The sequence below is a fragment of the Candidatus Chlorohelix allophototropha genome (assembly GCF_030389965.1).
Taxonomy (GTDB): domain Bacteria; phylum Chloroflexota; class Chloroflexia; order Chloroheliales; family Chloroheliaceae; genus Chlorohelix; species Chlorohelix allophototropha.
Genome location: NZ_CP128399.1, coordinates 2,370,052 through 2,383,544 on the forward strand (window position 1 = coordinate 2,370,052; position 13,493 = coordinate 2,383,544).

Here is a 13,493-nt window from a genome sequence, read left to right on the forward strand (position 1 = left end):
TTAACTGTTCTATTACTTTGAGTCTTGCACACGAGCAACTCTACCACCAAGAAGTGCATCCCAGCGATAACGTACCGGTTGAGGTTTGCGTTTGCCAGTGGCATAATCAATCACCAGATCGGTCATCGCTCCCATAACCCAATCAAAATAGATTTCGCCTACGCTCCAGTAATCCATATCCGGCGCAGGATTCAGGAAGTCAATAGCATAGGGTACGCCGTCACGAATTGCAAACTCAAGCGTGTTCATATCATAACCGAGCGCTTCGCATAATACCTGACAATCACGTACAATGCGGTCGTGCAATTCTTTCGAAAGATAATTGGGGTCAACTATGTATTTACGCTCAGACGGGTCATAAGGCATTACCTTAATATTATCACGACCGATAGCATAACAGCGCACATATTGGCGGAATTCAATAGCTTCTTGCAAAATCATTGTAAGCTCACCGGTTTGGTTGTAGCAACGCCACAATTGGTCCAAATCATGCACCTTATACACATTCTTCCAACCGCCCCCGGTTGCCGGTTTTAAGAAAGCCGGAAGCCCTGTATAAGCTACCACTTCATCCCACGGCAAGGGATAGGCTAAATTTCTCAGCGACTCGTCAACAATTCCTTCAACATACGCCTTGTTAGGTAGCACTACTGTTTTGGGGTGTGCTACCCCTAGTTTAGTGGCAATTGTTGACTCAATATATTTATCGTCAGCAGTCCACCAGAAAGGGTTGTTGATAACAATAGCTCCTTGAAGCACTGCGTTTTTCAAGTAGCTACGATAGTAAGGGACTTCATGGCTGATACGGTCAATGATAACCTTGTACTCACATGGCTCATCCATGTAAGAACCGCCGAGAGAAACCATCTCGGCAACAACCCCTGCATTTCTCGAATTAACGCTGTCTATGAAAGCCTGCGGAAAAGTGCTTTCCCGCCCAACTATTAGACCAACTTTCAGCGGTTCTTTTACTTTCTTTGCTTTGCTTGCCATTTCCTTCTCCAATGATCTTATAAATACTTACGAATCTGTGCTCTCCAAGCAGGCCAATCATGGTCGTAGCCACCCCAAATATCAAGACGGTGTGGTATACCCTTTAACTCCAGGATTCCGGCAAGTTGTCTTGTTTCGTAAAGGCAAACTGGTACATCCCATTCGCCCGCGATTAGAATAATTTCCTGCCTACGCAGTTTATTGGCAAAGTCTCCTTCACCTAACCCTCCGATATAATCCACCGGTACGTTATAGTAAACATCATTGTTAACAAAGCCGTCCAAATAGGTATGGACGTTATAGCGCCCGCTTTGCGCTACAATCTTGCGGATAACTTCTGGATGCCGGAATCCATAATTGATACTTTGAAATGCGCCAAAACTACATCCAGTTGTCATAATAAAATCGTTCTGGTTTTTATTTCTGATAAATGGCAAAACCTCTTCGGTCACATAACGGTCATAGGCAAGGTGGCGGCTGATTCGCTCTGAAGGCGAAACTTGGTTGTTATACCAGCTTTCATTATCAACGCTATCAATGCAATATAGCTGTAGCCAGCCATTATCCAGCCTATCCCGTAGGACTTCGACCATTTCGCTATCTTCGTACTGGTAAAAACGTCCCATTGAGGTTGGAAATACTATCACTGGAGCACCAGCATGCCCAAAAACCAGTAATTCCATGCGACGTCCGAGGCTGGAACTGTACCATTGGTGGTATTCTCTATTCATATTCTTCTTTCTGGCTGAACGGATTCCAAGACAAAACCTTGCAGAATTTAACATTCAGGTGGGAAATTGTCAACCTACACAAATTATATAGGTGTGCATCAGTTTTTCGCATTACAAAAACAGGATTAAGAGAATATAAAGCCCGACCGACCTTCATTTGACGCTAGGGAAATGGTTTGATCTAGGTCGCCAAAGCTTTTTTTCTTCTTTTTCAGCCGGGGATGGGGCAGTTTCTGTTTTTATTTCTGGCATAAGGGCTAAAGTAGAATGTGCAATAAGTTTATACATTTATAATGTTTCATTAACTTGAGCAAGTTTAGCGTAGAGCCGCTTGCAAAATACAAGAAGCAGAAGGTCAGACCAAAAGATGGCGTACTCACCAACAGGCGCAGGAATCAAAAATAACACTGCTGAAACGACAACGGCAATATATTGTGGCAATTAAAAATTGTGAAAGCCTGAACCTTTGGGTTATAATCGCTCTGATAATGCTAGATAGTGGTTATGTAATCAAAGAGGAACTAAATGGAGCTTATTACGAGTGTGGCGGAGATGGCGCTTGCCACCTCAAACTGGCAGGCTGTCGGCTTGAAAGTTGGATTAGTACCGACAATGGGATACCTGCATGAAGGGCATATTTCTTTAGCGAAACGTGCCAGAGCAGAGAATGATAAGGTAGTAGCCAGTATTTTTGTTAATCCCCTGCAATTTGGTCCTAAAGAAGATTTCAGCCGCTATCCTCGTGATCTCGAACGAGATTTGAATCTCCTCGAAGGCGCAGGAGTAGATGCAGTTTTTCATCCAACCCCGCAGGAAATGTATCCAGAAGGTTTTAATGCCTCGATTGAGGTGTTGGGTATTACTGATGTGCTGGAAGGCGCGCACCGCCCCGGTCACTTCAAAGGTGTAACCACAGTAGTGGCTAAACTCTTTAATATTGTATCCCCTTGTAAGGCTTATTTTGGTCAGAAAGATGCACAGCAGGTCGCGGTTATCAAGAAAATGGTGCGAGATCTAAACTTCCCCCTTGAAATTGTGATTTGCCCCACTCTTCGAGAAGCGGACGGCTTGGCGATGAGCAGTCGTAATATATATCTTAGTGTGGATGAACGCAAGGCAGCAACAGTTTTATACCGTGCGTTAACAGCGGCGCAAACCGCTTTTGAGAACGGTAATAGACAAGGCGATGCTTTACGAAAGCTAATGAACGAGGTTATAAGCTCTGAAACGCTGGCAAAACCGGATTATGTGAGTGTGGCAAATCCTGAAGACCTACGTGAATATGCCGGATTAATACCAACCGGAAAAGGGGTTTTGCTTTCGATGGCGGTACGTTTTGGTTCAACCCGGCTAATCGATAACTTCCAACTGTAGTGGGTTGCTAATTAATAACGTCGCGCTGCGTAATGAATGGCGTTAACCAATTCTTCCCCGCTAAAGGGCTTTACCAAGAAAGAAGAAGCGCCTGATTGCAATGCGCGATGATGATAACTTTCTTCATCCTGTACCGACATAATTATTACCGCAATTGAGGGGATGCGGGTTCTAATCTGCCGAGTGGCGGTTAGCCCGTCCATCTCCGGTAGATTAATGTCCATCAAAATTACATCTGGTCTAAGTTGGAAAGCAAGGTCAATAGCCTGCTTGCCGGTTCCGGCAGAACCAACGACCGCAATGTCATCCTCAAAACCCAACAAATTTATCAAGTTATGCCGAGTGCCTTTTGAATCCTCAGCCACTACAATCTTGATTTTATTACCTAAATTAGAGGTATTAAGCGGACCTGACATGTTGTTTACGGCGAACTTGCCGCTTCCTCCTTCTTAAATGAAAACTAAAACAACTTATAATGAGTATAGCAAAATTCTGGATTAATTTCATTAGTTAATAGCCTGAGAATTTGTTAATGCAAAAAATGGAGAATTTCTGGTAGAAAACCCGTTGCATTATGCTGTAATGCCTTGAGAATAGCGCTGAATTGCCTTAATATTAAGAGGATTTATTACTCTGGCTTAAGTTGTGGCGATTAAAGAGAAAGGCTTTTGTAAATGTCATTAGAACCTTATCATCCAATTGATGCGGATGCTGCGGAAGAATTGATCGCAAAGGGTGTGAAGGTGATAGATGTGCGGCAGCCTTACGAATATGGCTACGACCACATTGAGCAAGCCGTACTGGTATCGATTGACGGTCTTTACTCATTTTCTCAAGCGCTGAACCAACTAAATCTTTCTAAAGATGAGCCGTTAATATTTGTATGTGAAATGGGTCAGCGTAGCACTGCGGCTTGTGAGGTAGCGGCAATTGCAGGGTACACCAATATATATAATCTCTCAGGTGGCATGAATATGTGGCGTTATTCCGGTAAAATGGTAGTAAAAGGGCAAAAATAGTTATTGAGTAGGTTCTTCGCCACGCTTCGAGGCTTTTCGGGCGTTTTGATCCCGGTTTCTACCATTTACGATATCTTTAGCTTCTCGTATAACCTGTGCGAGAAGTTTTTTATTTTGGGCTTTATCTTCCGCAAATTCCGGGTCATTCATACTTGCATCTATCGTTTGGTTGATGACGATATCCACCACTTGCAAGACTTCTTCGGTGATTGAGCGGTTATCAAAGCCCTCGTAGAGCGAGCCTACCAGAACATTACTTGCAAATTCAGCAATTAATTCTGGTTGCGACTGCCCTTTCTGACTTATCTGAACCAAGTTTCCGAGTAGGTGGTATAGCCTTTCTCTTAAATCTTCAATCGGCACATCTGCAAAAGCAAAGCTATACATCACTTTAATGGAGGTAGCAGCTTTATCTACAATTTTATCTTCGTTTTTTTGGAGTATATTAGCCAGTGTATTGGGCATAGCAACAAATCTCCGGTTTATTTTATCAAGCGAATTCCCAACTTGGCAGCGGCTTCTTCTACTGAACCTTCCCGTAAAACCTTGGTTTCTTTTTCTTTATCAGGGTTACCGGGTAATGAAATCAGCGAAGGTGATTCGGCTGTTTCATCTGTGAAATCGTCCGGCAAGGGTAGATTATTCTCATTCGAGAGATGGTTATCCGCTCTTAATAATGAGTTTAGATAATCTTGAAAACTACTAGCCTCTAGTTCCGGTTGTCCAATGAACTCAAGAGTTCGTAAAGTTTCGAGGGTTTGCATGATGTCGCGGAATTTATCCATGCTTAACAGAACCGCCGAGGCTTGATTATTTCGTTTAATAATGAAGTGTGTTTCGCCACTATCCAGCATGTCGAGCAAGTGAGATAATTCGGCGCGTAGTTGTGTTGTTGTAATTTCTTTACCCATAATATGCCTATTGGATAGTTCTAAAAATGATCTCTGACCTCATTTATATTCTTACTTACTTTGATTTGCTGGTTTCGTCTATTATTTTGATTAGTGACTCAAGTTTGGAAATAGCTTCTGTAGCTACTTTACGCATGCTTACAAATGTTACCGGATCAATTTCCTTTGCCCAAAGTCGCATATCAGATTCACTGAGTTCATTCCATTTGGCATCCTGCTGTATGCGCAATTTGATCTTACGCACAGGATCATTTTTCTGAACCGTCCGCGGGTCAGGTGGTTCTTCTTCCTTTGTAGGTAGAATTCCCAGAACCGCTGCCAGTGCATCAACATCAGCAGTACGCACAAAGGGATTACCGGATTTCCCACCGAAACTTTTCAGTTTACCTTCTTGAATGTATTGCAGCACAGTCTGACGGTCAGTTTTGAGGTTAGCGGCGGCTTCTACTGCATCCATAAAAGCAGGTCTAATAATCTTGGAATCATTGCTCATGTTTTTTTGTTACGTTCAATCTATGAAATACTCCAGCAGTTTGAGGTATCATATCCGAAATTGGATTATTAAGCAACCATAATTGAGGTTACTATTCATTTACCAGCTTCCAGAGTCGCATAATTTCGGAGACACTCCATGCTTGAGCTATACAACCCAAAGGTCGGTGCGGTGGTTCAGCATCGAACACCTCGTTGATAGTACCGATTCCACCTTCTTTGAGACAATTTTGGAGGGGTAACAGGTAATTTCGAGCTGCTTTTTTATCCTTGAAAACCCGAAGATGCGCTTCAACAAAAGCCCCCAGCAACCATGCCCATACAGTACCATTATGATAGGCTTCATCTCTTTGTGCTTGATTTCCGGTATAACGTGCCTTATAACGTGGATCGTTCCGGTTAAGTGTTCGCAAACCGTAAGGCGTTAATAGCTCACGTTCGCAAATACTAATTATACTTTTAGCCTGCTTGACTAATTCTTCGGTTTCAAGACTCGCATAGGGGCTAAACGGCAAGGAAAGGGCGAACAGTTGGTTGGGACGAATCGAAGAATCATGCTTGAGTGAATTAATATTGGGGGCAGGCGCGTTTTCTGAATCTATCACGTCGAATAAATAACCGCCTTCTTTGTTCCAGAACTTTCCCAGAAAAGAGCGGCGGGCTTTATTGTACAAAGTATTATAGGTCTGGGTAGTTTTTAAATTAAGTTTACTCGCGAAATAATTCATAATTCCTAGCGCATTACACCAGAGCGCATTGATACATACGGGTTTTCCATGACGAGGTGTTACGACCCAGTTGCCGATTTTTACGTCCATCCAAGTGAGTTGTATCCCCGGTTCTCCGGCATGCAATAATCCATCACTGGGGTCAACCCTGATGCTGTAACGAGTTCCGCGCAGATGCCATTGTATAATTTCTTCAAGACTAGGGAACAATTCGCTAACCAGTTTTGAGTCGGAAGTTGCTTGGTAATAAGAATATATTGCTTGGAAGAACCAAAGAGTGGCATCGGCAGTGTTATATTCAAGTTTTTCCCCTATATCAGGAAAACGGTTTGGTAACATCCCTTCGCTTAAGTAGGCATTGAAGGTGCGCAGTATCGCGGAAGCTTCCCCAAAACGCCCGGTACTAAGTGTTAAACCCGGTAGCGCAATCATTGTATCGCGCCCCCAATCGGTAAACCAATGATACCCGGCAATTATAGTCAAGCCTTTTTCGTCCGCTTTTAGAACCTGCTCTACCGAAGGGCGTGCTACTATAAACTGATCGCTGGCGGCAGCAAGGCATTTGCCAAATTCATCGAGTTTGCTAAACGACTGTATTCCCAACATCCTACGTTGCTGGTTTTTTAGTGAGACTTCAAAATCCTCTTCCGGTGCATCCCCCAATGAGGCTACTAATCCTGCCGACTTACCCGGTTTCAATTCAACGGCATAGATTTGTGGTCCAAACAAATCTTCCAAATGATCTTGCCCACGTTCCATTTCAGCGCGATGGTAGAAGTTATAAAACCAATATCCAGTTTGAGTAGCAGACCAACCCTTCTCATTTTCAAAGCGAATCTGTAATGGTAAACCCGATTCTTTCCTGTAATATTTAAATCCGGAATTATTTTCCAAAATATCACAGTACCAGCGCAGTTCAAGATTAGCGTGAGCTTCGTCATGAGAATTTTTACGATTTATCAAGGGGCGCAAATGTAGCTCAAGCTTATCGCCTTGCTCTATTCCTTCCAGCCGATAACGTACATAGGTTGCGTTATAGCCGTTTGCCATCCAGACTATTTTTATGAGTCGGTAATTACCTACTTCATAGTGAAATTCGACCGACCAGTAATTTTGGATAAATTGCTTTAAATATCTATCACCATGTGGGTCGGCAACCTCATTTGACCATTCATTAACCTCCAGTGGATACACTACCCCATTTATTACTAGCTCTTCGTCAATTTTAGACAAAAGCACCGTGCGTTCGGTAGGTATCTTCTCGGCAGCCACCAGCAAGCCATGATAGCGGCGAGTATTTGCGCCAAAGATTGAAGCGCTAGCCCAGCCCCCCAACCCATTGGTAAGTAGCCATTCCCGGTCAAGCCCACCTTCCAGATCTTTCCAGTCCCCAGGTTTCAGTACCACCCGTGCCATTTGCGGGTACTCTCTATCTTGCGAACTCAAATAGCCCACCGTTCTAGTGCTTCCATTACTTGCCCCAATCTTGGAACGCCTTTGAAAAATATTACGGGATACACTGGCTCTTGCCCATCTTTACTAAAATGTTCTCGCCCACAACGAGTTCGTTCACTGACCATTACTATTAGGTCGCGCCTACCTGCTCTATTAAGTTTTGCAATCTTTCGTTCCAGATACTGTGGTTGCCAAAACCCCATTATTTCAAGCAATGCGCGCCGCCCATCGGTATGTTCAAATGAAAAATCAGGTATCATAACCGTGTCAAAAACCGGAATAATGCGATCCTCACGCTGGATAGCCCATCCTTTGCGCTCTTTCTGCTTTCCGGTTCCGAATTTTTCCTCGAAAGAAATAGCCAGGCTTTGCTCTAATTGGCTATCAAACTCACCGCTCCCTTTGAAATGGCTCCGTAGGTGCGGTTGCGGCTTTAGCTTGAACAAGGCGTTTTTTCCAAACCCTGTAACCAATTCGGCTTCAAGTTCCCAATCTGCTTCACATAGTAGCAAAGCCGGTAAGAACCGGGCAAACTGGATTCCATAACGCCGATCGGTACGCGCTAGAAAAGGCGAAACTGCGCCTTCCAGCAAGATTTCGTAGCCTTCTATTGAGCTTTCATTACCCTCAATCCCACTTTTCGAATAGAGTGGTCGAGTTTCATGCATCAAACCAAAGAGCTTGATGAATTTAAATAGGTCTTTATAATTGTCACGTACTCGGATTATCAGACGAGGTGCAAGATATAGTACCCCGCGCAGCAATTCGACATTATAACGATTAAGTAAGTTTTCAACGGTTAGTTCCGCTGATAGTGCTATTAGCTTGTGTCTGCCCGCCAGATCAGAAAAAAGGACATCGCCAACACGCAATGGCTCATCAGAGTTATTCAAGCTAAAACCGCTCTGGTGCGCGATACTACGCAATATCGTTTCTTTTTTGCTCTCTGGTAGCAGTTGAGCAAGCAGAGTTTCATCATGGCTGGCTACAGCTTTTGTAATTTTACCAGAACTGCCTGTTAAAGCTACTTTTAGAGCAGGATTAGCGAAAGGGCTAAATTCAGGTTTTACAACCTCACGCCACACTGCCAATCGCAAACGGCTCAGTTGCGCTAGTTCGCTTTGCTCATCTTCGTTTTCAGCTTCATTCGGTTGCCCTGTGATGGAACGGAATTCTGTAAAACTATCACAGATAACTTTTGCCAAACCATCTATTTCACGATAATCTAGCCGCGCGCCAGTAAAACGCGCCAGTCTTAAATCCAACTCGTCTCGACTAACATTTTGTTTTACGGCTTCCTGAAAAAGCCCGATCAGGTTCTGGGCACGTTGAGAATCGTCTCCCAATTGTGGACGCATCTGTTTGACAGTGGCAATACCACCGTTGATGTGCAATCGTGCCATCACCTGTGCCAGTTTTAGCATAGGCTATATCCATTTACTTGTAGTTTGCGAACTATGGTTGTTTCTATTATAGCAGATGTAAAGAAATATAAATTTTTCTCTGCTATTTAGCCCATTACAATTATGTTAGTAGCCTGCTGTGGAAAAAGGGTTTCAATCAAAATCCTGCTACGTTCGTTAGTTGGGTAGCAATCAGCAAAGGCGTAAATTAACTCGCTAAGGCTGCGATGACCAAATAGTAACTGTAAAAAAGTTAAGTATGGAAAAAGCGCATCGCCATCTTCAAAACTTTGAGGCTGGTAGGCTCTAATATCAGTCAGTTTGCCTTTTTCAAAAGTTAATTGCAAGTGGCTTACATAAAAATTCAACTTTAATGTACCCGAAAAACCTTCAAAGACACTACCGCTCAATCGTTTTTCTAATATTGGAGCAATCCGGCGTAAAAAGTCCGGCAAATCTGCCACCCGTATGTACCAAGCATACGGCTTGTTAAGCTTCTCAAGTTGTTTTCCCAATGCTTCATATACCGGGCTGGTTTCGCCTAGTGAGAAGATAGCTGCCTCGAAAGGTTTTTCCCGCCCCTTATTTCGTTCATTGGTCATTTCATTCAATACTCTTGTAAGATACTCACAAACAATTCTTATTGGATGACCGGACATTACCGCAACTTCGCATATATTGTAAGAATAGGTTTCTCCCGGCAAAGTGTTAAAATAACCTACCGGAACACCTTCCAAGGTTTCGATAAGCCAATACTTACGAAAGAACAGATACTTTTCATCGGTGAGGCTAATTTCGCGCTGCCAATCGGCATCGTTTCGCACCCGCCAAATCGGCTGGTCTTTACAGTAAGATTCATACAAAGTTGTTAAAACCGGGATGTCGTTTGGGGTGACGGGGCGATATCGATATTGCTCGGTTTCACCTTCAGCAAGTTTGCTTATATTGCGAAAATAAAAAAACTTATAACCGTTAAGGTTAAGCGCCATCTCATAGCCAAATTGTCGGTAATACCACGGGATACCGGTTATTGCCTGAATGATTTCACCCTTAGCCTTGCTAATAGCATGAATGGCTTCAAACTGGGCGCGTATTAGACCTTTGCGCCGATACTCAGGGTCAGTTCCAACTATTTCAGGTTGTCCAACTTTCATTTCAATCCCATTGAATGACCAGATTTGTGAAATCAGACAGAGCGTTGAAACTATTTTACAATCCTGTTTTTGATCCACTACTACCAGAAAATCATCCGGGGAAACACTTGGATAATCTCCCTTTATTAGCGCAAGTGTCCAGTGCTTTACTCTTTCTTCTGGCTTACCCGGTTGCCCATGAATTATAGAATTGAAGTTGGCAATTGCTTCAGCATCGGCTAAGGTAGCTTGCCTTAACAACAAACCATCACCAAGCTCTTTGGGTAATGTGTACTCAATTGACATTCTTATATCTCCTAAACTAAATTGATTAGCTGTGTATAGTATATCATAATTTAGTAATTGCTCAAATTTTTACCTATCAAAATAATTTAAGTTGTACCATAATCGAACATATATGTTATAATCTGGGCGGTGAAGTTGGTAATTCTCAAGAATACAAAGCTGGCAATGGTATGGACCAGTCCTCAAACGGAAACAATCGCTCCCATAAAAATGGCGTAAAAGGCAAGATTATTCCACCTAGAAGTAATCGCCCTACTCCACTACCGGTTCCGGGGCGCCGAAGCGCTAAACCAGCTTACCCTTTTTATGGTGTTTATTCCTCAAATCGTGTTCCCGCTTGGATTCTTAGAAAGAAAAACCGCCGTCCCCCGCGTGGCGGCAAAATTACTGTCCTTGTCCTGATATTATCCTTGGCTATTGGCTTCATTCTTATTGCTGGATTATTTCTTGCTATAGCCGGGTTGGGCAGTGGGGCGGCAATCTTGACTTATTCCTCCTATGCCAAAGGGTTGAGCCTTGATAAGGAATATGCCCTGACATTTGAAACAACCCGAATTTACGACCGCAACGGCGTTTTACTTTTTGAGAAACAGCCCGAAGCCGGAGCACGCGATTTTATATCATTTAAAGAAATTCCTAAAGTATTGGTAGATGCTACCGTGGCTGCTGAAGACCCCACTTTCTTTGAAAATCAGGGGGTTGATATGTATGCCATCTTAAGAGCAGTTTATATAAATCTTTCAAAGCAGGGTAGCTCTGGAGCCAGCACTATTACCCAACAGGTAGCGCGTTTGTTGTATTTACCACCGGAAGAACGCTATACTCCCACTTTTGAGCGTAAATTTCGCGAACTTATTCTGGCGACAATGATCACGGAGAAATTTACCAAAGAACAGGTTCTCGAAAAGTACCTCAATAATATTTACTATGGCAACCTAGCCTACGGGATTGAAGCTGCGGCTGAGGGTTACTTTGGTAAGACGGCAAAAGAACTCACACTGGCAGAAGCCAGTATGTTAGCAGGATTGCCGCAATTACCAAGCCAGTATGACCCCACAATAAATTATGATTTGGCACGTTTGCGGCAAAAACGTGTGCTTGAATTAATGGTTAAATATGAAAAAATCACCGATCAGGAAGCGGCAGATGCGTATGCCTATGATATAAAAGCACACCTGCAAGACCGCCGCGCCAAAACCAATACGATGCGAGCACCCCATTTCGTAAATTATATTCTGTCCGAACTTTCCAGCGATACTGGTTTAAAACAATTAACCGACGCGGGCGTTCTAATCAGTCCCGAGGATTGGGAACTTGGCGGTTTTGATATTTACACCACTATAGATGTACGGTTGGTGGATGAAGCCGAGAAAATTGCTCGAAAACGGGTTGATGAACTCAAACAGCAAAAAGCCAGCAACGCAGCTTTGGTAGCAATGCGCCCTTCTACCGGAGAAGTGCTTTCAATGGTAGGGAGCATTGATTTTTATAACAATGCAATAAACGGACAATTTAATGCAGCAGTTTCTTACCGTCAGCCCGGTTCATCAATAAAGCCTGTAACCTATGCCGCAGCAATGACCAAAGGTTGGACGGCAGCCACTGTAATTGCCGATACGCAGACGAATTTCCCCTCTGGCAATGGTCAGGCTTATTCTCCGGTTAATTCCAACGGCAAGTTTCTAGGACCTGTGACGCTTCGCAACTCCCTTGGTTCCTCCTTGAATGTTCCGGCAGTTAAAACGCTCCAGTTTGATGGAATCCAATACATGATGGATCTTGCCAAAGATATGGGCGTTCAGTTCCAGAAAGGTCCTGAATTTTATGGTCTGACCTTAACTCTTGGTGGTGGTGAGGTACGCTTGCTGGATTTAACAGGAGCTTACTCAGTATTTGCCAACGCGGGGAAAAAGGTTGACCCTGTATTCGTTCTTAAGATTACGAAACGCGATAAGCTGGTATATGAATTCAAGCCGGAGGATGTTAAACCGCGTCAGATTCTTTCGCCGCAAATCTCTTACGTTATTACCAATATTTTGAGCGATAATGAAGCCCGCTTGCTGGTTTTCTCACGTTCCAATCCACTAACATTATCGCGCCCTGCCGCTGCAAAAACAGGTACTACCAACGACTTTAAAGATAGTTGGACGGTGGGTTACACTCCAGACCTTACGGTAGGGGTCTGGATCGGCAATAATGATAATAGTTCAATGTTAGCGGTTGCCGGTAGTATTGGCGGTGGCTATGTTTGGCATGATTTCATGGAAACGGTGTATGGTACGCCAGAACTCAAAGCGGCAATCGAGCAAAAAGACAAGCCGCTAAAGCTTAACTTCGATAAACCCGATGGGCTTGTCACTGTAAAAGTCTGTGTGGATAGTGGGCTTTTGCCTAATGACAATCCGATTTATGATTGTCCTGACAAGCGTGATGAGATTTTCCCGGTTGAATTCGCTCCCAAAACAAAATCAACCTTACATCAACGTGTAAAAATCCCCAAGAAACAATTACCATCGGGTGTTACAACCCCTCCTACTACAACTACGACTCCCTCTGGTACTGGTACACCTAGTTCGGGTGATATAAAAATAGATGATCCGAATTACTGTGTTGCCGGAGATACTTACCCGCCTGACGCGGTTGAGGAGAGAATATTCTTTAACTATCCACCGGAATTGAAGGAATGGGGAATAAGAAATAACAGATTGCCGCCACCAACACAATCTTGCCTGCCATATGTTGCGCCGATTGCTACGCTAACACCGGATGCATTTCCAACGGCACAACCGGGAACCGCTTACCCGGGACTTACAAACCCAGCCATACCGACGAGTGGTACGCTGCCGGTTCAAACCCCAACTACCCTACGCCCTGAGACACCAACTGCTGTTCCCACTAACCGAAGCCAGACACCGCTGCCGACTCCAACCAAATCTGGCTGAAAAAAG

General features: G+C 43.7%; 12 protein-coding genes. 3 read left to right on the plus strand and 9 right to left on the minus strand.

What is annotated here, in order from left to right; translation table 11 throughout:
- Positions 1-12: 12 nt before the first annotated feature.
- Positions 13-993 carry an ATP-grasp domain-containing protein gene (locus OZ401_RS10405; RefSeq protein ID WP_341468167.1) on the minus strand — a complete coding sequence of 327 codons (981 nt, stop codon included), beginning with the start codon at positions 991-993 and terminating at the stop codon, positions 13-15.
- 17 nt (positions 994-1,010) lie between these two features.
- Positions 1,011-1,724, minus strand: coding sequence for an esterase family protein (locus tag OZ401_RS10410; protein ID WP_341468168.1), 714 nt, complete (start codon positions 1,722-1,724; stop codon positions 1,011-1,013).
- A gap of 525 nt (positions 1,725-2,249) precedes the next feature.
- On the opposite strand from OZ401_RS10410, the gene panC reads away from it, so the two are divergent.
- A complete protein-coding gene (gene panC, locus OZ401_RS10415) occupies positions 2,250-3,098 on the plus strand; it encodes a pantoate--beta-alanine ligase (protein WP_341468169.1) in 849 nt (282 codons plus the stop codon).
- Between the two features lie 11 nt (positions 3,099-3,109).
- On the opposite strand, the gene OZ401_RS10420 is transcribed toward panC, so the two are convergent.
- On the minus strand, positions 3,110-3,514 hold the full coding sequence (locus OZ401_RS10420; RefSeq protein ID WP_341468170.1) for a response regulator: 405 nt from the start codon (positions 3,512-3,514) through the stop codon (positions 3,110-3,112).
- A 258-nt stretch (positions 3,515-3,772) separates the two neighbouring features.
- Here OZ401_RS10420 and OZ401_RS10425 point away from each other — a divergent pair, with 258 nt between their 5' ends.
- Positions 3,773-4,117: a rhodanese-like domain-containing protein gene (locus OZ401_RS10425; protein ID WP_341468171.1), complete on the plus strand. Its 345-nt coding sequence runs from the start codon at positions 3,773-3,775 to the stop codon at positions 4,115-4,117.
- On the opposite strand, the gene OZ401_RS10430 is transcribed toward OZ401_RS10425, so the two are convergent.
- From OZ401_RS10430 to OZ401_RS10455, 6 genes are all read right to left on the minus strand, one after another.
- A complete protein-coding gene (locus tag OZ401_RS10430) occupies positions 4,118-4,582 on the minus strand; it encodes a hypothetical protein (protein WP_341468172.1) in 465 nt (154 codons plus the stop codon).
- Between the two features lie 17 nt (positions 4,583-4,599).
- Positions 4,600-5,028, minus strand: coding sequence for a type II toxin-antitoxin system Phd/YefM family antitoxin (locus tag OZ401_RS10435; RefSeq protein WP_341468173.1), 429 nt, complete (start codon positions 5,026-5,028; stop codon positions 4,600-4,602).
- A gap of 55 nt (positions 5,029-5,083) precedes the next feature.
- Complete coding sequence (locus tag OZ401_RS10440; RefSeq protein WP_341468174.1) at positions 5,084-5,521, minus strand: hypothetical protein; 438 nt, start codon at positions 5,519-5,521, stop codon at positions 5,084-5,086.
- A 91-nt stretch (positions 5,522-5,612) separates the two neighbouring features.
- Positions 5,613-7,664 carry an amylo-alpha-1,6-glucosidase gene (locus tag OZ401_RS10445; RefSeq protein WP_341468175.1) on the minus strand — a complete coding sequence of 684 codons (2,052 nt, stop codon included), beginning with the start codon at positions 7,662-7,664 and terminating at the stop codon, positions 5,613-5,615.
- Between the two features lie 26 nt (positions 7,665-7,690).
- Positions 7,691-9,127 carry a DUF790 family protein gene (locus OZ401_RS10450; RefSeq protein WP_341468176.1) on the minus strand — a complete coding sequence of 479 codons (1,437 nt, stop codon included), beginning with the start codon at positions 9,125-9,127 and terminating at the stop codon, positions 7,691-7,693.
- An 86-nt stretch (positions 9,128-9,213) separates the two neighbouring features.
- Complete coding sequence (locus OZ401_RS10455; protein WP_341468177.1) at positions 9,214-10,545, minus strand: GNAT family N-acetyltransferase; 1,332 nt, start codon at positions 10,543-10,545, stop codon at positions 9,214-9,216.
- A gap of 170 nt (positions 10,546-10,715) precedes the next feature.
- Here OZ401_RS10455 and OZ401_RS10460 point away from each other — a divergent pair, with 170 nt between their 5' ends.
- Positions 10,716-13,487: a transglycosylase domain-containing protein gene (locus OZ401_RS10460; RefSeq protein WP_341468178.1), complete on the plus strand. Its 2,772-nt coding sequence runs from the start codon at positions 10,716-10,718 to the stop codon at positions 13,485-13,487.
- The last annotated feature ends 6 nt before the right edge of the window (positions 13,488-13,493 follow it).

What these genes read in the sequence shown, in the direction of transcription:
- OZ401_RS10405 (WP_341468167.1), bottom strand. Translation starts at nt 993, where the DNA reads ATGGCAAGCAAAGCAAAGAAAGTAAAAGAACCGCTGAAAGTTGGTCTA.
- OZ401_RS10410 (WP_341468168.1), bottom strand. Translation starts at nt 1,724, where the DNA reads ATGAATAGAGAATACCACCAATGGTACAGTTCCAGCCTCGGACGTCGC.
- panC (WP_341468169.1), top strand. Translation starts at nt 2,250, where the DNA reads ATGGAGCTTATTACGAGTGTGGCGGAGATGGCGCTTGCCACCTCAAAC.
- OZ401_RS10420 (WP_341468170.1), bottom strand. Translation starts at nt 3,514, where the DNA reads ATGTCAGGTCCGCTTAATACCTCTAATTTAGGTAATAAAATCAAGATT.
- OZ401_RS10425 (WP_341468171.1), top strand. Translation starts at nt 3,773, where the DNA reads ATGTCATTAGAACCTTATCATCCAATTGATGCGGATGCTGCGGAAGAA.
- OZ401_RS10430 (WP_341468172.1), bottom strand. Translation starts at nt 4,582, where the DNA reads ATGCCCAATACACTGGCTAATATACTCCAAAAAAACGAAGATAAAATT.
- OZ401_RS10435 (WP_341468173.1), bottom strand. Translation starts at nt 5,028, where the DNA reads ATGGGTAAAGAAATTACAACAACACAACTACGCGCCGAATTATCTCAC.
- OZ401_RS10440 (WP_341468174.1), bottom strand. Translation starts at nt 5,521, where the DNA reads ATGAGCAATGATTCCAAGATTATTAGACCTGCTTTTATGGATGCAGTA.
- OZ401_RS10445 (WP_341468175.1), bottom strand. Translation starts at nt 7,664, where the DNA reads ATGGCACGGGTGGTACTGAAACCTGGGGACTGGAAAGATCTGGAAGGT.
- OZ401_RS10450 (WP_341468176.1), bottom strand. Translation starts at nt 9,127, where the DNA reads ATGCTAAAACTGGCACAGGTGATGGCACGATTGCACATCAACGGTGGT.
- OZ401_RS10455 (WP_341468177.1), bottom strand. Translation starts at nt 10,545, where the DNA reads ATGTCAATTGAGTACACATTACCCAAAGAGCTTGGTGATGGTTTGTTG.
- OZ401_RS10460 (WP_341468178.1), top strand. Translation starts at nt 10,716, where the DNA reads ATGGACCAGTCCTCAAACGGAAACAATCGCTCCCATAAAAATGGCGTA.